This window comes from Paraburkholderia sp. BR10923 (assembly GCF_040948765.1).
Taxonomy (GTDB): Bacteria; Pseudomonadota; Gammaproteobacteria; order Burkholderiales; family Burkholderiaceae; genus Paraburkholderia; species Paraburkholderia youngii.
This window is the reverse complement of sequence record NZ_JBFPKO010000004.1, coordinates 438,616-458,838: the sequence shown is the minus strand read 5'-3', so window position 1 is coordinate 458,838 and position 20,223 is coordinate 438,616. Positions and strand designations below refer to the sequence as shown.

Below are 20,223 nucleotides of genomic sequence, written 5' to 3'. Positions count from 1 at the left end.
TCAGCGCGATCGCGAACAGCAATCGCACAGCATCGGGAAAGGCACGCGCCGCACAGGCGCGTGCTTTTTTCATAGCTCCAACTCCCATCTTTCGATCATCAGATCGTGGCCGAAGCGGCGTTGCGTCGCGCTGTCGGCCAGCTTGAATCCAGCGCGCTCGCAAAGCCGCCGCGGCTCCGCCAATGCGCTCGCGGTGGTCAGCGTCAGCTTCGTGTAGCCCGCGCGCCGCGCGAAGCGCACACATTCGCTGATCAGCTGCGTGCCGATGCCGAGCCGCCGCACGTCCGGTTCGACCCACAGCAGGCGTATGCCCGCGACCGTCGTCGAGACCCCCACGAGGCAAACCGAGCCGACCACCAGACCTTCCTGTTCGGCGATCCAACACTTCTCGCGCACTGGGTCGTTGCGCTGCGCGTACTCGGCGACGACGCGCGCGAGCAAGCCCTCGAACGTGTGATCCCAACCGTACTGCGCGGCGAACCACTGCGCCTGCCGATGCACGAGCCAGCCGCATTCGCCGGCGCGCGGCTGACGCAGCACCATGAGCTCATGCTTCGGCTTGTCGCCGAGGAGCCGCTCGATTAGCTTCATCGCGGCGATCAATTGCTCCTGCGATAGCGCGCTGAGTTTGTCGAGCAGGCCGAGTGCTTCGTTGATGGCGGCGGCGTCGAGCGGTGCGTAGGTGGCGTGGCCGTGCTCGGTGAGCGCGATCAGCGACTGGCGCGCGTCGGTGTCGGACGGGCGGCGCGAGATCAGGTTGCGTCGCTCGAAACTGGTCAGCAAGCGGCTCAGATAGCCACTATCGAGGCCGAGCGCGCGCCCGAGCACCGATGCGGTCTGCGCACGGGCACGCGATAGCTCGTGCAGCACGCGCACTTCCGTCAGCGAGAACTCGCTTCGCGCCAGATGTTCGTGCAGGGCGCCGATGCACTGGGTATAGAAGCGATTGAAATGGCGGACGGCCTGAGCGCGCCGCAGCGCCTCGGAATCAGTCAAGGACGGCTCCCCCGAAACTTTTTATGGTCGGTACAGCGCACTATATCGGCACGACCCTTATTTACAAAGCCAGTCCATCGCAGCCTGGCGCCAACTGGTATTAAACAGGTATTGATCATCGAGAGTGTTTTGATACCACTAAAGCCCGGTCGCAGCTCGCTGGTATCGTCAATTGGTCCGATTCGGGAAAGTCCTGGTCCGCGAATCCCTTTCCCAGCAGCCCTTAAAATCGCATCTTAACCTTACCTGGTAAGGCTTTCCGGCCGTCCTAATCAACATGGAACCAGCCCGTTGACTGGTATTATGTTGGTTATATAATGGGCTCTCATTTTTCGAGACCGTGCTGCTCGCGGCGTCCCTGGAGTCCCATGGAAACTCGCTGGTCCGCATTGATGCCTGACGTGCGCAACGTCACGCCGCTCTACCTGCAGCTCGCGCGCAACCTGGCGACGGCGATCCATTGCGGCGTCTGGTCGGCCGGCGAGGCTCTGCCCTCCGAGCGCACGCTGTCCGACGCGATCGGCGTATCGCGCATCACCGCGCGCAAGGCGATCGAACTGCTGGTCGAGCAGGGACTGATCCGGCGCTCGCGCGGCGCCGGCAGCTTCATCACGCCGCGCGTCGAAGACCCGCTGTCGCGTCTCACCGGCTTCACGAAGAAGATGCAGCAGCGCGGTTTCCGCCCGGATTCGGTATGGCTCGAACGCGATGTGCGCGCTGCCAATCGCGACGAGCTGCTGCACCTCGGCCTGTCGCCGGGGGCGGCCGTCGCGAGCCTGCGGCGGCTGCGGCGCGCGGACGGCATCGTGATGGCGGTCGAGCATTCGGCGCTGCCGGTCGCGATCGTGCCCGATCCGCTCGTGATCGGTGACTCGCTGTACAGCTATCTCGAGCAACGCGGCGCGGCTGTCGTACGCGCGTTGCAGCACTTCCGCGCGGTCAACGCGTCGAGCGAAATCGCCGCGCTGATGGACATCGAACCGCGCACCGCACTGCTGGTCATTACCCGTATCGGCTACAGCGCGGATCAGCGCGCGATCGAGCTGACCGACACCTATTGCCGCGACGGCTACTACGACTTCGTCGCTGAATTGCGCACCTGAACTGCGCGGGCCGCATAGGCCGCAAGTCCGGCGAACGCACTTTTGCCGCATACGTATCACGCACCAGAGAGACCCATGCTGACCGGAAACATACTCACCACCGAAGGGTGGATCCACGGCACGCTCGAATACGAAAACGGCCGCATCACGGCGCTGTCAGGCGAGCGCGTCGATCCGTCGACGAACGACGCACCGTACATCCTGCCCGGCTTCATCGATCTGCACGTGCATGGCGGCGGCGGCGCCGACGTGATGGAAGCCGGCGACGCGATCGAAACGATCACCCGCACGCATGCGCGCTACGGCACCACGAGCCTCCTCGCAACGACGATGACCGCGCCGCGCGACGAACTGATGAACGTCGTCGCCGGGCTCGGCACCGTCACGCGGGTGCGCACGCCGGGCTGCGCGCGGGTGCTCGGCGTGCATCTGGAAGGGCCGTACATCAACCCCGGCAAGCTCGGCGCGCAGCCCGACGCGGCGGTATCGGCGGTGATGGACGAGGTGCTCAAGTATCTGTCGATCGCGCCGATCCGCGTCGTCACGCTGGCGCCCGAGATCGCCGGCCACATGGAGATCATCTCCGAGATGGCGGCGCGCGGCGTGCGCGTGCAGCTCGGCCATTCGCTCGGCACCTACGACGACGCGGTCGCCGCCCTCAAGCACGGCGCGTGCGGCTTCACGCATCTGTTCAACGCGATGTCGCCGCTGCATCACCGCAACCCTGGCCTCGTCGGCGCGGCGCTCGCGCACGCCGAATACGCCGAAATCATTCCCGACCTGCTGCACGTGCATCCGGGTGCGATCCGCACCGCGCTGCGCGCGATTCCGCGCCTGTACGTGGTGACGGACAGCACGTCGGCCACCGGCATGCCCGACGGCGAGTACCGCCTCGGCAGCCAGCACGTGACCAAGTGTCTCGGCGGCGTACGGTTGGCCGACGGAACGCTCGCGGGCAGCACGCTGACGATGGATCAGGCGCTGCGCAATCTTGTCTCGATCGGCCTGCCGATCGCCGATGTATCCCACCGTTTGTCGCGCTACGCCGCCGACTATCTCGGCATCGAGGACCGCGGGCGCATCGCGCGCGGTGCGTGGGCCGACGTGGTCGTCTTCGACCGCGAGCTGGCGCTTGGCGCAACCTACGTCGAAGGAGAAGCCATTGTCGAATATGCTTAAAGAAGCGCTCGCGTCCGCCGCAACGGTCGCCGAGCAGCTCAAGGACTCCTCGCGCGTCGCGGCGCTCGCCGCGACGCTCGCGCAACAGCCGCGCCACGTCGCGCTGACCGTCGCGCGCGGCAGCTCGGACCACGCCGCCAGTTACTTTGCCTCTCTGACGATGAGCCGCCTGGGCGTGCCGGTCGCGTCGCTGCCGATGTCGGTCGCGACGCTGCAGCAGGCGCCGCTGCAGGTGCGCGATCAGCTTGCGCTCGCGTTTTCGCAATCGGGCAAGAGCCCCGACCTCGTCGGCACGATGAACGCGTTGCGAGCAGCCGGCGCGCTGACGGTCGCCGCTGTCAACGCACCTAGCTCACCGCTCGCCGACGCGTGCGAGTGGCATCTGCCGCTCGTCGCCGGTCCCGAACTGAGCGTTGCCGCGACCAAGAGCTACATCGCGATGCTGTCGATCTCCGCGCAACTGGTCGCGCATTGGCAGAACGACGCCGAGTTGCTCGCTGGACTGAATACGCTGCCCGACGCGCTGGAACGCGCGGGCCGGCTCGACTGGTCGATGGCCGTCAACGAGTTGCGCGGCATCGAGCGGATGATCGTGATCGGCCGCGGCCTTGGCCTCGCGATCGCGCAGGAAGCCGCGCTCAAGCTGAAGGAAACTTCCGGCATCCAGGCCGAAGCGTTTTCGAGCGCGGAAGTGCGTCATGGTCCGATGGAGCTGATCGACCGCGACTATCCACTGCTCGTGTTCGCACCGCGCGGACCAGAGCAGGCGGGTCTGCTGCAACTCGCGCACGACATGCGCGCGCGCGGCGCGCGCGTGCTGCTCGCCGCACCCGATGACGTCGCGCAAGCTTCGCTGCCGCTCGTCGCCACCGCACACGCGGCGCTCGATCCGATCGCCGCCATCCTGTCCTTTTACGTGATGGCCGCGGATCTTGCCGCCGCGCGCGGGCGCAATCCCGACGCGCCACGCCATCTGAACAAAGTCACCGAAACTCACTGACGAGAACGACGATGCGACGTGTCGAGAAGTCCAACCTGATGAGCCATTCCGAAGATCACATTGTTTTGCTTGCACCGCTGACCGGTCCGGTGGTGCCGCTCGCGAAGGTGCCGGACCCGGTATTTTCGGGCGGCATGTTCGGCGACGGCATCGGCGTCGATCCGCTCGAGGGGCGGCTCGTCGCGCCGTGCGACGGCGTCGTCACGCATCTCGCGCGCACCGGCCACGCGGTGACGCTCGAGAGCGCCGAAGGTGCGCAGATTCTGCTGCATATCGGTATCGACACGGTCGGGCTGAACGGCAAGGGCTTTGCGCCGATGGTCGGGCAGGGCGCGCAGGTTCGCGCTGGTGACGTGCTGATCGAGTTCGATCAGGATCAGGTCGCGCTGAATGCGCCGAGCCTCGTGTCGGTGGTCGCGATTGCGAATTCGGAAATGTTCGAAATCATCGAGCGGGCGCCGAACGGTCACGTCAAGGCCGGCGAAACGCCACTGCTGGTGCTGCGCGCGCGCGACGGCGTCACTCATGACGCGGTGCGCGAGGCGTGCGCCGCGCAGGTGATGGACGAAGCGCGCCGGCAGATCACGCTGACGCACGCGGGCGGTCTGCATGCGCGGCCCGCGGCGCGAGCGCGCGAAGCGGCGCGCGGCTTCGACGCGCGCGTCGAGGTGCGCTACGACGGGCGCAAGGCGCCGATCGAAAGCGTGGTGGGTCTGCTGGGACTCGGTGCCGGCGAAGGCGCGAGCGTCGAGTTGCTCGGCGTCGGTCCGCACGCGCAGGCGGCGGTCGATGCGATCGCCGATGAACTGACGCGCGAAGCGCACGGTGAGGTGGAACACAAGCCCGCGCGGCCGGCGACAGCACCGACGACCGTGGTTGCCACGCCCGCCGCGGGCGAGCCGCTCGCGCCGACTACGCTCGCGGGTGTATGCGCGGCGCCGGGCGTTGCGGTCGGCAAGCTGGTGCGCTGGGACGACGCGGACGTCGATCCGCCGGAGCAGGCGAGCGGCACGTCGGCGGCGGAAAGCCGTCTGCTCGACAAGGCGATCGCGACCGTCGACGCCGATCTCGACGCGATCGTGCGCGATGCGTCGCAACGCGGGGCGGTCGGCGAGGCGGGAATTTTCGCGGTGCATCGCGTGCTGCTCGAAGATCCGACGCTGCTCGACGCCGCGCGCGATCTGATCAGCCTCGGCAAGAGCGCGGGTTTTGCGTGGCGCGAGGCGATCCGCGCGCAAATAGACATCCTGAGTAATGTCGAAGACGCACTGCTCGCCGAGCGGGCCGCCGATCTGCGCGACATCGAAAAGCGTGTGCAGCGCGCGCTCGGCTACACGAGCAGCGCCGCCCGCACGCTGCCGGACGAGGCGGTGCTCGCGGCCGACGAATTCACGCCGTCGGATCTGTCGTCGCTCGATCGCGCGCGTGTGACCGCGCTCGTGATGGCACGTGGCGGCGCGACCTCGCACGCGGCGATTCTCGCGCGTCAGGCGGGCATCCCGGCGCTGGTCGCGGTCGGCGACGCGTTGCATGCGATTCCCGATGGCACTCAGGTGGTGGTGAACGCGAGCACCGGCCGGCTCGAATTCGCGCCGACCGAACTCGACGTCGAACGCGCCCGGTGCGAACGCAGCCGCCTCGCCGACGTGCGCGAAGCGAATCGCCGCACCTCGCAACAGGCAGCGGCGACCGCCGACGGCCGCGCGATCGAAGTGGCCGCCAACATCGCCACACTCGACGACGCGAACGCCGCGGTCGACAACGGCGCCGACTCGGTCGGCCTGTTGCGCACCGAGCTGCTGTTCATCCACCGCCCGGCCGCGCCGAGCGCGGACGAGCATCGCCACAGCTATCAGGCGATCGTCGATGCGTTGCGCGGCCGCAGCGCGATCATCCGCACGCTCGACGTCGGCGCGGACAAGGAAGTCGACTATCTGACGCTGCCGCCCGAGCCGAATCCCGCGCTCGGCCTGCGCGGCGTGCGTCTCGCGCAGGTGCGCCCCGATCTGCTCGATGACCAGCTGCGTGGCCTGCTCGCAGTGCGTCCGATCGGCGCCGTGCGCATCCTGCTGCCGATGGTCACCGATGCGGGCGAACTGATCCGCATCCGCAAGCGTATCGACGAACTGGCACGCGAAGCGGGCAGCACCGAGCCGGTCGAAGTGGGTGTGATGATCGAAGTGCCGTCGGCCGCATTGCTCGCCGATCAGCTCGCCCAGCACGCCGATTTCCTGTCGATCGGCACCAACGACCTGACCCAATACACGCTCGCGATGGACCGCTGCCAGCCCGATCTCGCGGCGCAGGCGGACGGCCTGCATCCGGCGGTGCTGCGGCTGATCGCGGCGACCGTCGAAGGTGCCGCGAAGCATGGCAAATGGGTCGGCGTATGCGGCGCGCTCGCCGGCGACCCGCTCGCGATGCCGCTGCTGGTGGGCCTGGGTGTGACCGAGCTATCGGTCGATCCGGTCTCGGTGCCCGGCATCAAGGCACGCGTGCGCACGCTCGACTATCAGTTGTGCCGCCAGCGCGCTCGCGATGCGCTCGCGCTCGACTCGGCGCAGGCGGTTCGAGCCGCAAGCCGCGCGACGTGGCCGCTCGATTGAAAGATTAATCAAATGGAGAACTCGCACGCCGTGCGTCCGGCAGTACGGCTGCCTTCACGCGCGGCGCGATTCTCCGCAATGCTGCACTACTCACCGAAGACTTACCCCACGAGACAAAATTGGAGATACCGATGGATGCAAATCCGTTTCTGAAGATACAGCGCCTGGGACGCGCGCTGATGCTGCCGATCGCGGTGCTACCGGTCGCCGGCCTGCTGCTGCGGCTCGGCCAGCCCGACGTGTTCAACATCAAGATGATCGCCGATGCGGGCGGCGCGATCTTCGACAACCTGCCGCTACTGTTCGCGATCGGTGTGGCGGTCGGCTTCGCCAAAGACAATAACGGCGTCGCGGGTCTGGCTGGCGCGATCGGCTATCTGGTGCAGACCGCGGTGATGAAGGACATCAACGACAAGCTCAACATGGGCGTGCTGTCGGGGATCATCGCGGGGATCGTCGCGGGACTGCTGTACAACCGCTACAAGGACATCAAGCTGCCCGACTACCTGGCGTTCTTCGGCGGCAAACGCTTCGTGCCGATCGTGACAGGCGTGGTCTGCGTGGTGCTAGGCATCATATTCGGCCACGTGTGGGCGCCGGTGCAGAGCGCGATCGATCTGGCCGGCCACTGGCTCACGACGGCCGGCGCGCTCGGCGCCTTCGTGTTCGGTGTGCTGAACCGCTTGCTGCTCGTCACGGGCCTGCATCACATCCTGAACTCGCTGACGTGGTTCGTGTTCGGCAGCTTCACGCCGGCCGGCGGCGCGGCGGTCACGGGCGACCTGCACCGCTTCTTCGCCGGCGACCCGACCGCGGGCACCTTCATGACCGGCTTCTTCCCGGTGATGATGTTCGGCCTGCCGGCCGCGTGTCTCGCGATGTTCCACGAGGTGCCGAAGGAGCGTCGCGCGGTGGCCGGCGGCCTGCTGTTCTCGATGGCGCTCACGTCGTTCCTGACCGGCGTGACCGAGCCGATCGAGTTCAGCTTCATGTTCCTTGCGCCGGTGCTGTATGCGATCCACGCGCTGCTGACAGGGCTGTCGCTCGCGATCTGCTCGGCGCTCGGCATTCACCTCGGCTTTACGTTCTCGGCGGGCTTCATCGACTACGTGCTGAACTTCGGTCTGTCGACGAAGGGCTGGTGGGCGATTCCGCTCGGTATCGTGTACTCGGTCGTGTACTACGGTCTGTTCCGCTTCTTCATCCGCAAGTTCAACATGGCGACGCCGGGCCGTGAGCCCGCCGCTGCGGAAGAGCAGGTCGAGTCGTTCGCGGAGGGTGGTTTCGTCGCGCCGGCGGCCGGTGCGGCCGTGCCGCGTGCGCAGCGTTATATCGCGGCGCTCGGTGGGGCGGCGAACCTGTCGGTCGTGGATGCATGCACGACGCGTCTGCGCCTGTCGGTCGTCGATGCGGACAAGGTCTCCGAAAGCGAACTGAAGTCGATCGGCGCGCGTGGCGTGCTCAAGCGCGGCGCGAACAACGTGCAGGTGATCATCGGACCGGAAGCGGACATCATCGCCGATGAGATGCGTACGGCGATCGCGCAGGGTCAGGGCGACGCAGTGAAGGTGGTGAGTGCTGCCGTGTCGGCGCCGGCTACCGCTGCCGCGCCGGCCGCGCGAAACGCTGGGCACGCCGACGACGCGCAAGGCGGTCCGCTCGACCCCGATCCGCTGCGCTGGCTCGCCGTGTTCGGTGGCGCGGGCAACGTGGTGTCGCTCGATGCGGTCGCGGCGACGCGTCTGCGCGTGGTCGTGCGCGATGCGGCGGCGATCGATCGTCAGCGCCTCGCGTCGCTCGATACCGCGTGGGTGTCGACCGACACGTTCCATATCGTCGTCGGCGAGGCCGCGCAGCGCTATGCGCAGAAGCTGGCCGAGCGGCTGTCGTCGCAAGGCGGTGGCGCGGGCGCGGCGCCGGTGCCGGCTTGATCGGCTGATGGCTGTCGGGCACTGTTGAGAGAAAAAAAGCGGCACCTTGTCCCAAGGTGTCGCTTTCGCGTCTACGACCCAAGCGTGCCGCCTGGCGAGTCACCCGCTGGTGCCGCTCAATACATCGAATGGTGGTTTTCCTTGATCGCAGCGGCGGTCACCTTGCCGCGCATCACGCGATAAACCCAGCCGGTATAGAGGAGGATGACCGGCAGGAACAGGATCACCGCGAACAGCATGATTTCGAGCGTCATCTGGCTCGACGTCGAATCCCACATGGTCAGGCTGCTGCGGCCGTCGAGTGACGAAGGCATGATGAACGGGAACATCGAGAAGCCCGCGGTCAGGATCACGCCGATGACCATCAGCGATGTCGACAGAAACGCCGTCGCCTCGAAGCGCGAGCGTGCGAGCAGCACCGCGAGCACCCCGCCGACCAAACCCGCGAGCGGCGCGATCGCCATCCACGGATAGAGCGCGTAGTTGTTCAGCCACAGACCCGGCGCGCCGATCACGGTCTTCATCAAAGGATTGGAGACCGCGTCGAGCGGCGGCATGTCGACGATCTGATAGCCGCCGATCATCGTCGCGACGAGCGCGCCCGCGATGAGAAACAGCACCACCGCGCACAGCGCCGCGAGCCGCAGCGCCTTCGACGCGCGCTCGTGAACCTCGCCATCGGTCTTCCACTTGACGAACGCCGCGCCGTGCGCGGCCAGCATCGACACGCTGACGAGACCCGTCAGCAGCGCGAACGGATTGAGCAGGCCGAAGAAACTGCCGTGATAGGTGACGCGCAGATCGGTATCGAACGAGAACGGCACGCCTTGCAGCAGATTGCCGAACGCGATGCCGAACACCAGCGCCGGTACGAAGCCGCCGATGAAGAGACCCCAGTCCCACGCGTTGCGCCAGCGCGGATCCTCGCGCTTGCCGCGATAGTCGAAGCCAACCGGACGGAAGAACAGCGCGAACAGCACCAGCAGCATCGCGAAGTAGAAGCCCGAGAACGATGCCGCGTAGGCGAGCGGCCACGCCGCGAACATCGCGCCGCCCGCGGTCACGAACCAGACCTGGTTGCCTTCCCACGTCGCGCCGACCGTGTTCACGACGATGCGGCGCTCGGAGTCCGTCCTGGCGATGAACGGCAGCAGGATCGCAGCGCCCATGTCGAAGCCGTCGGTGAGCGCGAAGCCGATCAGCAGTACACCTATCAATACCCACCAGATCAGTCTGAGAGCTGCGTAGTCCATATGGCTTATTCCTCTGAAGCGGTGTGGCGGCGCGTCACGCGGCCGTGTTCGACAGCGGCTGAGTCACCTGCTGGTCGTTCTCGTGGTGATAGCGGCCGGTATGCAGCGACGAAGGGCCGAGCCGTGCGTACTTGAGCATCAGCATGATCTCGATGACGAACAGCCCCGTGTAGAACAGCACGAAGCCGCCGATGCTCAGATACAGATCGCGCGGCGTCAGTGTCGATGCGGCCAGGTTGGTCGGCAGAATGCCCGCGATGCTCCACGGCTGGCGGCCCATTTCGGCGACGATCCAGCCGAGCTCGGCGGCGAGCCACGGCAGCGGAATCGCGATGACCGCCCAACGCAGGAACCAGCGACGCTTTTCGAGCAGCAGCGTGCGCTGCGCGCAGAACCAGAACGCGAGCACGAAGGTCGCGAGGAACAGCAGGCCGAGGCCGACCATCATGCGGAACGAGAAGAACAGCGGCAGCACTGGCGGAATCGTGCTTTTTGCCGCGGCCGCGATCTGGTCTGGCGTCGCATCGGTGACGTTCGGCGCGAACCGCTTGAGCAGCAGGCCGTAGCCGAGATCGTCCTTGTACTTGTCGAACGCGGCGTGCGCTTCGTCGCTCGAGTCGCCGCCTTTCAACTTCTGCAGCGCCGAGTAGGCGAGCATGCCGTTCTTGATGCGCCCCTCGTTTTCGACGATCAGGTCGCGCAGGCCGACCACGGGTTCGCTCAGCGAGCGGGTCGCGATGATGCCGAGCGCATACGGCACGCGGATCGCGTAGTCGGTGCGCTGCTCCTTTTGATTGGGAATACCGAAGACCGTGAACGGCGCCGGCGCGGGCGCGGTCTCCCATTCGGATTCGATTGCGGCGAGCTTGACCTGCTGGACTTCACCGGTGCGATAGCCGGATTCGTCGCCGAGCACGATTACGCACAGCGCCGACGCGAGGCCGAAACCGGCGGCGATCGCGAACGAGCGCAGCGCGAACTCGGTGTCGCGGCGCTTCAACAGATACCACGACGACACCCCGAGCACGAACAACGCCGCGGTCACGTAACCGGCCGACACCGTGTGCACGAACTTCACCTGTGCGACCGGGTTGAAGATCACCGAGCCGATGTTGTCGAGCTCCATGCGCATCGTCTGGTAGTTGAACGTCGCGCCGACCGGATTGTTCATCCAGCCGTTGGCGATCAGAATCCACAGCGCCGACAGGTTCGATCCGAGCGCGACACAGAACGTGACGATCAGATGCTGCACTTTTGACAATCTGTTCCAGCCGAAGAAGAACAGACCGACGAACGTCGATTCGAGGAAGAACGCCATCAGTCCTTCGACGGCGAGCGGCACGCCGAAAATGTCGCCGACGTAATGGGAGTAATAGGCCCAGTTGGTGCCGAACTGAAATTCGAGCGTGAGGCCGGTCGCGACGCCCATTGCGAAGTTGATGCCGAACAGCTTGCCCCAGAACTGCGTCATGTCCTTGTAGATCTGCTTGCCGGTCATCACGTAGACCGACTCCATGATGACGAGCAACCAGGCGAGGCCGAGCGTGAGCGGCACGAACAGAAAGTGATAAAGCGCCGTGATGGCGAACTGGAGCCGCGACAGTTCTACGACTTCGCTAACGGGCATGTTGATCACCTCCGGACGGATGCGGGGCGGGCACCGACAGCAGCGCCTGCGCGACCTGCCGAGGCGGCAGCATCATGTGCTCCGCCTGCGGATGATTGAAGAATGCGAATTTGAGCGCCATCAGTAGGGCGAACTTGATGACGAGGATGATGGCGATATCGCGCGCCAGGGTTGGACCGCGCACCCACCTGGTGAACCCGCCGCGCAAGCGCGACCGGACAGTGCTGCTGCGATTGAGGGCTAGGGTCATGATCGGTCGAAAGACGACTTCACGCCGGAGAGTCCGGCCGGATCCAGACCGCCCTTGCCGTCGGGCAGTCTGGCGAATGCATGCCGACTGTAGGAGGGAGAACCTCGCGCGCTCAAGGTTAGCCATGCGGCATCACGTCGTGAAACTTGCCGCGTCTGTGCAGTATTGCTACCGGACTCGCGATACGTCAAGAAAGGCTTACCGGGCTCAACAGGCCGGCTTGGGGACAGGCCTACGCGAATGCGCTGCGGCCGGGAGACGCACGAATGGACGAAAGGAATGAAAAAGCCCCGCCGTCTTGCGAGGGCGGGGCTTGAGCGCGATGGTCGCTAAATAGTACGCGACCGGTTACCGTGTGTCGCTTTTACCCAAGTCGTGGGCAGGACACAATTGACGCGCGCATGGCTTCGACGCTTTTACGCGTATTCGGTCAGTGCGCCGCGCATCTTCTTCATCGCGCTGGCTTCGATCTGGCGGATACGTTCGGCCGACACGCCGAACTCGTCGGCCAGCTCGTGCAACGTGGAGCCGCCCGAGCCGTCGTCGGCCACCTTCAGCCAGCGCGCTTCGATGATGCGGCGGCTGCGCGGATCGAGCGCGTCGAGCGCGCTTGCGATGCCGTCGCTTTGTAGCCGGTCGCGCTGACGCGAAGCCAGCACGGCGGTCGGCTCGCTATGCGAGTCGGCCAGATACGCGATCGGCGCGTACGACTCTTCACCGTCTTCGACCTGACCTTCGAGCGCGATATCGCCGCCCGACAGACGCGTTTCCATCTCCGCGACCTCTTCGCGCTTCACGTTCAGTTCCTTGGCGAGACCTTCGATCTCGTCCGGCGTGAACGCGCCGAGGCCCTGCTTGTGGCTGCGCAGGTTGAAGAACAGCTTGCGCTGCGCCTTCGTGGTGGCGACCTTCACCATGCGCCAGTTGCGCAGGATGTATTCGTGGATCTCGGCCTTGATCCAGTGCATTGCGTACGACACGAGGCGCACGTTCTGCTCGGGATCGAAGCGCTTGACCGCTTTCATCAGGCCGATGTTGCCTTCCTGGATCAGATCGGCGTGCGGCAGCCCGTAACCGAGGTAGTTACGCGCGATGGACACGACGAGTCGCAGGTGCGACAGCACGAGGCGGCGTGCGGCCTCCAGATTGTCGTGTTCGCGCAATTCGGTGGCGAACCGGCGTTCTTCCGCCGGCGTCAGCATCGGGATCCGGTTGACCGCCTGGATGTAGGCGTCGATGTTGCCCAGTTGACCGGACAGCAGCGAGGAATGCGAGAGCGCCAGTGCACCTGCCGAAGCGGCCTTAGCCGACGACGGGCTCAAAGTACTCGGAAGGGTCATTGCATGGCTCACGTGTGAAGCTCCTTTGGAATCAGACAATTGCGTACTCAGTAAACGACTCCAGCGATGGATGTTAGCACTCAGATCTGCCGAGTGCTAATACTTAGATGTCGCAGGGGTATCCAAGTTCCGGAAAATCCTATGGAGTCTTGATTTCTGATAGTCATCATACGCTCTATTTGCACTGTGCGTTGAGCCTGTACAAATTACCGTTCGAGGCGGCTGCCGCCTCATGATCGACTGACATCGTTCTGTTCTAAAGTGAATAATTGCTGTTTGGGCGCATAACCTGGAAGATACTTGCCCCTAAATCGTGCGTGGAACAAAGGGGGCGCTCGCTTAATAGTCACCAGAATGGGGGCTGAATGAACAACAAGAATCTTGTGGTCCGTGGACTTACTCTAAAAAGTGCGTTGGCCATTCTGCTGCTGGGTGCGGCGGGCGCGTCCCGGGCTGACCAGTTCGGCGTGCTGGTGGCCGCTGGTGTCGGTGATCGTCACGTCAAGAGGCTCGATCTCGGCGTGGTCTGGGACCCGAACCTCACCTGGTGGCAGATCGGCGACTGGCATTTCGCGCTGATCGGCGAGGCGCACGTCGCGTGGTGGCACACCAATGAAGGAAACGTTCACGACGACATCGGCGAGATCGGTGTGACGCCGGTGATCCGCTTCGTCAAGTCGTCGGGTTTGGTGCGGCCATTCATCGAGGTGGGTGCCGGCGTCGGGGTGCTGACCAGCCCGCGCATTTCTTCCGACTTCACGTTGGGCACCGCGTTCCAATTCTCCGAGATGGCGGGCGTCGGGCTGCAGTTCGGCGCTCATCGGCAGTATGTCGCCGGCTACCGCTTCCAGCATGTTTCCAATGGCGGTATCAAAGAGCCGAATCCTGGTATAAATTTCAGCCAGCTATATTTGCAATATCACTTCTGACCGTGGCCCCTTGCGGCTCGCGGTGTTCGAGGGGCTCTGCAATGGCGGCAAAGATGATCGAAGCGATTCGCGGGCTCGAGCGAGAGCGATTTCGCGCGATGGTCGACGGCGATGGGCAGTCGCTCGACACGCTGCTCGCTGACAACGTGAGCTACGTTCATACGAACGGCAAGCGCGAGACGAAGCGACAGTTCATCGACGGGATCACCGCGGGGCGCCGTCGTTATCGGCAAATCGAGGTGCAGTCGCAAGACGTCCTGCCGGCCGGGCGCGAGACCTACGTGGTCACGGGCCGCGCGCTGATCGAGATGGAAGCGAACAACGGCGCGCTGTTGTTCCCGATTGCCTACACCGCGATTCACACACACGAAGACGGCCAGTGGCGGCTGATCGCATGGCAGGCGACACGTTGCGCGCTGGAGTGAGATTTTCATCGCGGGCGCGCCTCGTGAGCGCGCCCGTCCCGGCAGCCGAATGCGGGGTGCGCGCTCCGCCGCCGCAAGCTCAAGTCGGATTTACGCGGTTGCGCAATCCTCAGCTTTATCGCGGCTGTTTGCGCCGTATTCATCGCGCTCGGCATCCGCGTCGCGCGCCGCGCGTGAGCCGCGCATCGCCACTTCTCCCGCATACGGATGCCGCGCGGCCACTGGAAGCCGCGTGCAGCGCTCCGCCACGCGCCGGATCGTCGCGAGATCCGAAAAATCCAGACCGCTGTCGATAGCCATCGCGTCGAGGTTCATCGCGAGCGTGACGAGGTCGACGTTGCCGGTGCGCTCGCCATTGCCGAACAGACAGCCTTCGATGCGATCGGCGCCCGCCAGCAGCGCGAGCTGCGCCGCGGCCACGGCGGTGCCGCGATCGTTGTGCGGATGCACCGACAGCACGATGCTGTCGCGGTAGCCGAGGTTGCGGTGCATCCATTCGATCTGGTCGGCGAATACGTTCGGCGTGGCCGCTTCGACGCTCGCCGGCAGGTTGACGATCATCTTGTGATTGCGCGTCGGCCGCCACGTTTGCGCGACCGCGTCGCATACCTCGCGCGCGAACGGCAGCTCGGTCGTGTTGAAGGTCTCGGGCGAGTACTGGAAGGTCCAGTGCGTTCCCGGCCGCGCCTGCGCATGTTCCTTGATGACGCGCGTGCCTTCGACTGCGAGCGCCTTGATCTCGTGCTTCGATTGCTGGAACACGATGCGCCGGAACGACGGGCAGATCGCGTTATACAGATGCACGATCGCGCGCGGCGCGCCTTCGAGCGCTTCGAACGTGCGTGCGATCAGCTCCGCGCGCGAGGGTACGAAGACTTCGATCGTGACGTCGTCGGGAATGCGCCGCTCGTCGATCAGCTTGCGCACGAAGTCGAAATCGGTCTGCGAGGCCGACGGAAAGCCCACTTCGATTTCCTTGAAACCGATCGCGACCAGCATCTCGAAGTACTCGAGCTTTTGCGCGGCGTTCATCGGTTCGATCAGCGCCTGGTTGCCGTCGCGCAGGTCGGTGCTCATCCAGACGGGCGCGGCGTCGATCGTGCGACTCGGCCATTTGCGGCCGGTCAGCCGCACGGCGGGAAAGGGGCGGTACTTTTCAGCGGGATTGCGCAACATGGTGAGGTGCCTCATTCGTGGTGTCGTCGGCGGAGGGTGGGACGTCGAGCGGTTGGCCGACTGTCACGCATGCACGATGCGGATGCCCGAGGCAACGTGCATTTGATCCTCTCGCTTCGCCCGCGCGGTAAACGGACGAATGCAAACGACGACAGGTTGTGGAGAACTACGACGGGGGTGAAGCGAGACTGCGGGAACTACCGGGAGGACCGCCGACGGCAACCGGAGCTGCCAGCGCGCGGCGCTACGCGTGACTTACGCCAGGCGTAGCGATAGGGGCCGCGCTAGGCGGCCGGAGATAATTCGGAGGGTGTTCGGGAGGGAACGCATGGGGCCAAATGTATGACGGCGGGCGTTGGCCTGTCAAGCCGCGACCGTCAGGCCGCCGTCTTCGCGATATCGACGATCAGCTCGACCTGCCGTTCGATCGCGCCCGGCACCGGTGCTTCGCCGCGCAGCACGGCGTCGATCCAGGCGGCCGTGGTCGCCGCGTCGCGCGCTTCGGGCAGCTCGACTTCGGGCGCATCGGGCGAAGAGCGCTCGTGCGGCAGCCGCGTCTCGCAGATGCCGTCATGCAGCCAGTCGACTTGCACCTGGCGGCGCGTATCGGCGACCGCCTCGCCTTCGGTGCCGCGCGCGAGCAGTGCACCGCCGACGGCCGCATCGGGATGCGTGATGAACAGCTGCGTGAGACTGTCGCGATACGGCGGATGCGTGTAATTCACGAGCCGCAGCCCCGCGGGCGCGAATGGCTGCAGCAGCTTCACGAGCGTATGCGTCGAGTTGCGCACGCCCATGCGCCGGCGCAGCGCGAGCAGGCGCGCGAGCTTGGGCGCGAGTACGTCGATCGACGCGAACGCGACGCGACGCTCGGCGAGACCCGCTTCGATCTGCGCGTGCGACTGCGCAGGGACGATGCGCAGATGCGTGAAAATTTCCGCGCTCGTCACGCGACCCGGATCTTCGGTGACGCCGTGCACGAGCACCGGCACGCCTTCGCGCGCGAGCAGCAGCGCGAGCAGCGGCACGAGGTTCGGCTGCTTGCGCGCGCCGTTGTACGACGGAATCGAAACGGGCCGAAACGCGCCGTGGGGCAGCCGCACCGGCTCGAACGACGTATGCGCGGCGGCCAGCATCGCGGCGAGTTCGTCAGCGGTTTCGCCTTTCACGCGATACGCGAGCAGCACCGCGCCGAGCTCGAGATCGTCGACGCGGCCGTCGAGCATTGCGGTGTAGAGCGCGCGGGTGTCGTCCGCGGTCAGCGCGCGGGCGCCGTTCGGACCGCGGCCGATTTCCTTGATGAAGCGGGCGCAGGGGAAGGGAGAAGTCGTATTGGTCGAGTCGGTCATCGTACGCAAGAGGCGGGTGGCGTGCCGCGCTTGGGCGTCGGCTACGGCATTCGGGAAGCTATTCGGTGTGAGTATCGCATCTATGGCGAGCGGGCGAACAGCGGCGAAGCGGGCGCGCGGTGACGCGCGACGGCCCGCCTGACATGCACCCGCGCCGTGCCGCGCGTTACACTCGATGTTTCTCGCCGCCTCGGCGGCGCCCATCGAAAAACGGAGAACGGGATGAGTTACGTGTTTGCACCCGCACCGCAGGTCGCGGTGCCGGTCGTGGGGTCGAGCGAGCAGTTCGCGGTGCGCCGCATCTACTGCGTGGGGCGCAACTACAAAGCGCATGCGCGCGAAATGGGCCACGACCCGGACCGCGAACCGCCGTTCTTCTTCTCGAAGCCGGCCGATGCGGTCGTCTACGTCGCGCCGGGCACCACCGGCGAATTCCCATATCCGTCGCAGACAAAGAACGTCCATTTCGAAATGGAAATGGTCGCGGCGATCGGCGAGGGCGGCAAAGACATCCCCGTCGAGCGCGCGCTCGACCACGTCTACGGCTACGCGCTCGGTCTCGACATGACGCGCCGCGACCTGCAAGGCGAAGCGAAGAAAATGGGTCGTCCGTGGGACACCGCCAAGGGCTTCGATCACTCGGCGCCGCTCGGCCCGATCCATCCGGCTTCGGCAGTTGGTCACATCGGCAAGGGCGCGATCTGGCTGTCGGTGAACGGCGAGGACAAGCAGCGCGCGGACGTGTCGCAGCTGATCTGGTCGGTGGCGGAGACGATCGCGTATCTGTCGACGTTGTTCGAACTGCAGCCCGGCGACCTGATTTTCACCGGCACGCCGGAAGGCGTCGGCGCGGTCGTGAAGGGTGACCTGATGAAGGGCGGCGTGGACGGACTCGGCGAATTCAGCGTACGCGTCGTTTGAGACGGCTTGCGGGCAGGTAGGTGGAGGAGGCAGACAACATGAAGCTCTACAGCTATTTTCGTAGCTCGGCGTCGTATCGCGTGCGCATCGCGCTGAACGTGAAGAACCTGACGTACGACTACGTGCCCGTGCACCTGGTGCGCGAAGGCGGCGAGCAACTAAAGCCCGAGTATCGCAAGATCAACGCGGACTGCATCGTGCCGACGCTCGCCGACGGCAATCATTTGCTGCCGCAGTCGCTCGCGATCATCGAGTATCTCGAGGAGACGCATCCGGAGCCGCCGCTGCTGCCGAAGGCGCCGCTCGATCGCGCCTATGTGCGCTCGGTGGCGCTGCAGGTCGCGTGCGAGATTCATCCGCTGAACAATCTGCGCGTGCTGCGCTATCTAAAGCACACGCTGCGAGTCGACGACGACGCGAAGGACGCGTGGTACCGGCACTGGATCGACGCGGGCTTCGCGACGCTGGAAGCGCATCTCGCCGGCGACGCGCGCACCGGCAAACTGTGTTTCGGCGACACACCGACACTTGCCGACGCGTGCCTGATTCCGCAGGTTTTCAACGCACAGCGCTTCAAGGTCGACAGCGCAAAGTTTCCGACGATCCAGCGCATCTACGACCACGCGATGCAACTCGATGCGTTCGCCCGCGCTGCCCCGGGCGCACAGCCGGACGCGGAGTGATCGCGGGATCGCTTGAAGCGTTGACGGCGGCTCGAAACGAAGAAGGGCACCCCGCGGAGTGCCCTTTTCCTTTTTGCGCGCAGCGAGCGGCGAGCGCCGCGGCGGTCAAGCGATTGCGGGATCAGCCGCCCAGCAGCGCGTCCGAAAACTCCTCCGCGCTGAACGGCTGCAGATCCTCGACCCTTTCGCCGACGCCGATGAAGTACACCGGAATCGGCCGCTGCCGCGCGATCGCCGCGAGGATGCCGCCCTTCGCGGTGCCGTCGAGCTTGGTGACGATCAGGCCGGTGAGGCCGAGCGCGTCGTCGAACGCCTTGACCTGCGTGAGCGCGTTCTGGCCGGTGTTAGCGTCGATCACGAGCAGCACTTCGTGCGGCGCGCCGTTTTGCGCCTTGCCGATCACGCGCTTCACCTTGCGCAGTTCTTCCATCAAATGCAACTGCGTGGGCAGGCGGCCAGCCGTGTCGGCCATCATCACGTCGATCTTTCGCGCGCGCGCGGCGCCGACCGCGTCGAAGATCACCGCAGCCGGATCGCCGCTTTCCTGCGCGACCACGGTCACGTTGTTGCGCTGGCCCCAGACGGCAAGCTGTTCGCGCGCGGCGGCGCGGAACGTGTCGCCGGCGGCGAGCAGCACCGACTGGTGAAAGCTCTGCAGATGCTTCGCGAGCTTGCCGATGCTGGTGGTTTTGCCCGCGCCGTTGACGCCGGCGATCATCATTACGAGCGGCTGCGCGCGGCCGAGCATCAGCGATTTTTCGAGCGGCTTCAGCAACTCGACGAGCAGCGTGCGCAATGCGATTTTGACCTGCTGCGGGTCCGTCAGGCGCTCGGTGCGCACTTTCTCGCGCAGCGATTCGAGCAGGAATTCGGTCGCCTCGACGCCGGCGTCCGACATCAGCAGCGCGGTTTCGAGTTCCTCGTACAGGTCCTCGTCGATCTTCGTGCCGACGAAGATGCCGGTCAGGTTCGAACTGGTTTTCGAGAGGCCGCTCTTCAGGCGCGTGAGCCACGAGCGTTTTGCGCCGGCGTCCTGCATGGGCGGCGGGACGATTTCCACGCTGTCGAGCGCGGCGTCTTGCGGCTCGGGCTGCGGCTCGATGATGGTCGTGACCACAGGCGGAACGGCGGCCGGCGTGGGCTCGACGGTTTTGGCGGGCGAAACCGGCTCGACGGCCTCGGCCTCGGGCGTCGCGCCGTCTTGCGCCGCCAGCGATTCGTCTGCGGCGGTATCGGACTCTTTCGAACCCTTGAATCGTTTGAAAAAGCTGAACATGATCTGACGTATGGGAGAGCGCGCCGATGCGCGCAGCCGGCACGGGACCGGCGAAGCGGTGGGCAGCGCCGGGATGCGAAAAGGCGGGGCGCTGGCAGCCGCACATTTTATCAGGCGTGCCGCGGTGCGTCGTATTGGCCGCCCGGGCAAGCTGGACGCGCGCCGCCCCTGTGGTAACG

The 20,223-nt window shown here is 65.6% G+C and carries 16 protein-coding genes and 1 pseudogene; 9 read left to right on the top strand and 8 right to left on the bottom strand.

All coding sequences use genetic code 11. From position 1 onward, the window contains the following. Positions 1–69 precede the first annotated feature (69 nt). Positions 70–996 (bottom strand): GNAT family N-acetyltransferase, encoded by a 927-nt coding sequence (locus tag AB3X94_RS10580; protein ID WP_368611472.1) that lies wholly within the window; start codon positions 994–996, stop codon positions 70–72. A 368-nt stretch (positions 997–1,364) separates the two neighbouring features. On the opposite strand from AB3X94_RS10580, the gene AB3X94_RS10575 reads away from it, so the two are divergent. The 5 genes from AB3X94_RS10575 to nagE all read left to right on the top strand — a co-directional run bounded on the left by AB3X94_RS10575 (position 1,365) and on the right by nagE (position 8,815). Continuing rightward, the gene (locus AB3X94_RS10575; protein WP_176109640.1) at positions 1,365–2,099 is read left to right on the top strand and encodes a GntR family transcriptional regulator; all 735 of its coding nucleotides are present in this window, start codon (positions 1,365–1,367) and stop codon (positions 2,097–2,099) included. Between the two features lie 75 nt (positions 2,100–2,174). After that, positions 2,175–3,278, top strand: coding sequence for an N-acetylglucosamine-6-phosphate deacetylase (gene nagA / locus AB3X94_RS10570; RefSeq protein WP_368611471.1), 1,104 nt, complete (start codon positions 2,175–2,177; stop codon positions 3,276–3,278). Then, a complete protein-coding gene (locus AB3X94_RS10565) occupies positions 3,262–4,278 on the top strand; it encodes an SIS domain-containing protein (protein WP_176109638.1) in 1,017 nt (338 codons plus the stop codon). Before nagA ends, AB3X94_RS10565 begins: the two co-directional genes overlap by 17 nt. An 11-nt stretch (positions 4,279–4,289) precedes the next feature. Next, entirely contained in the window at positions 4,290–6,884 is a 2,595-nt protein-coding gene (ptsP, locus tag AB3X94_RS10560) for a phosphoenolpyruvate--protein phosphotransferase (protein ID WP_368611470.1), read from the top strand. Positions 6,885–7,015: 131 nt separating this feature from the next. Further along, the gene (gene nagE / locus AB3X94_RS10555; protein ID WP_368611469.1) at positions 7,016–8,815 is read left to right on the top strand and encodes an N-acetylglucosamine-specific PTS transporter subunit IIBC; all 1,800 of its coding nucleotides are present in this window, start codon (positions 7,016–7,018) and stop codon (positions 8,813–8,815) included. Between the two features lie 116 nt (positions 8,816–8,931). Here the strand turns inward: nagE and cydB are convergent, their stop codons facing one another. The 4 genes from cydB to rpoH form a co-directional block, all read right to left on the bottom strand. After that, positions 8,932–10,068, bottom strand: coding sequence for a cytochrome d ubiquinol oxidase subunit II (gene cydB, locus AB3X94_RS10550; protein WP_368611468.1), 1,137 nt, complete (start codon positions 10,066–10,068; stop codon positions 8,932–8,934). A gap of 34 nt (positions 10,069–10,102) precedes the next feature. Next, entirely contained in the window at positions 10,103–11,695 is a 1,593-nt protein-coding gene (locus AB3X94_RS10545; RefSeq protein ID WP_176109634.1) for a cytochrome ubiquinol oxidase subunit I, read from the bottom strand. Then, the gene (cydP, locus tag AB3X94_RS10540; protein ID WP_176109633.1) at positions 11,685–11,945 is read right to left on the bottom strand and encodes a cytochrome oxidase putative small subunit CydP; all 261 of its coding nucleotides are present in this window, start codon (positions 11,943–11,945) and stop codon (positions 11,685–11,687) included. Before cydP ends, AB3X94_RS10545 begins: the two co-directional genes overlap by 11 nt. A 416-nt stretch (positions 11,946–12,361) precedes the next feature. Then, entirely contained in the window at positions 12,362–13,297 is a 936-nt protein-coding gene (gene rpoH / locus AB3X94_RS10535; RefSeq protein ID WP_368611467.1) for an RNA polymerase sigma factor RpoH, read from the bottom strand. Positions 13,298–13,650: 353 nt separating this feature from the next. On the opposite strand from rpoH, the gene AB3X94_RS10530 reads away from it, so the two are divergent. Together AB3X94_RS10530 and AB3X94_RS10525 are read left to right on the top strand one after the other, a co-directional pair. Next, positions 13,651–14,214: an acyloxyacyl hydrolase gene (locus tag AB3X94_RS10530; RefSeq protein WP_176109631.1), complete on the top strand. Its 564-nt coding sequence runs from the start codon at positions 13,651–13,653 to the stop codon at positions 14,212–14,214. Positions 14,215–14,255: 41 nt separating this feature from the next. Next, positions 14,256–14,639, top strand: coding sequence for a nuclear transport factor 2 family protein (locus AB3X94_RS10525; RefSeq protein WP_008921685.1), 384 nt, complete (start codon positions 14,256–14,258; stop codon positions 14,637–14,639). A gap of 189 nt (positions 14,640–14,828) precedes the next feature. Here AB3X94_RS10525 and AB3X94_RS10520 read toward each other — a convergent pair. Beyond that, positions 14,829–15,815: pseudogene (locus tag AB3X94_RS10520) on the bottom strand (2-isopropylmalate synthase); the annotation flags it as partial. Between the two features lie 377 nt (positions 15,816–16,192). Continuing rightward, positions 16,193–17,164, bottom strand: coding sequence for a DNA-binding protein YbiB (ybiB, locus tag AB3X94_RS10515; RefSeq protein WP_176109629.1), 972 nt, complete (start codon positions 17,162–17,164; stop codon positions 16,193–16,195). Between the two features lie 222 nt (positions 17,165–17,386). On the opposite strand from ybiB, the gene AB3X94_RS10510 reads away from it, so the two are divergent. Continuing rightward, entirely contained in the window at positions 17,387–18,085 is a 699-nt protein-coding gene (locus tag AB3X94_RS10510) for a fumarylacetoacetate hydrolase family protein (RefSeq protein ID WP_368611466.1), read from the top strand. Between the two features lie 38 nt (positions 18,086–18,123). Beyond that, a complete protein-coding gene (gene maiA / locus AB3X94_RS10505; RefSeq protein ID WP_368611465.1) occupies positions 18,124–18,768 on the top strand; it encodes a maleylacetoacetate isomerase in 645 nt (214 codons plus the stop codon). A gap of 121 nt (positions 18,769–18,889) precedes the next feature. Here the strand turns inward: maiA and ftsY are convergent, their stop codons facing one another. After that, positions 18,890–20,044, bottom strand: coding sequence for a signal recognition particle-docking protein FtsY (ftsY, locus tag AB3X94_RS10500; RefSeq protein ID WP_368611464.1), 1,155 nt, complete (start codon positions 20,042–20,044; stop codon positions 18,890–18,892). Positions 20,045–20,223 lie beyond the last annotated feature (179 nt).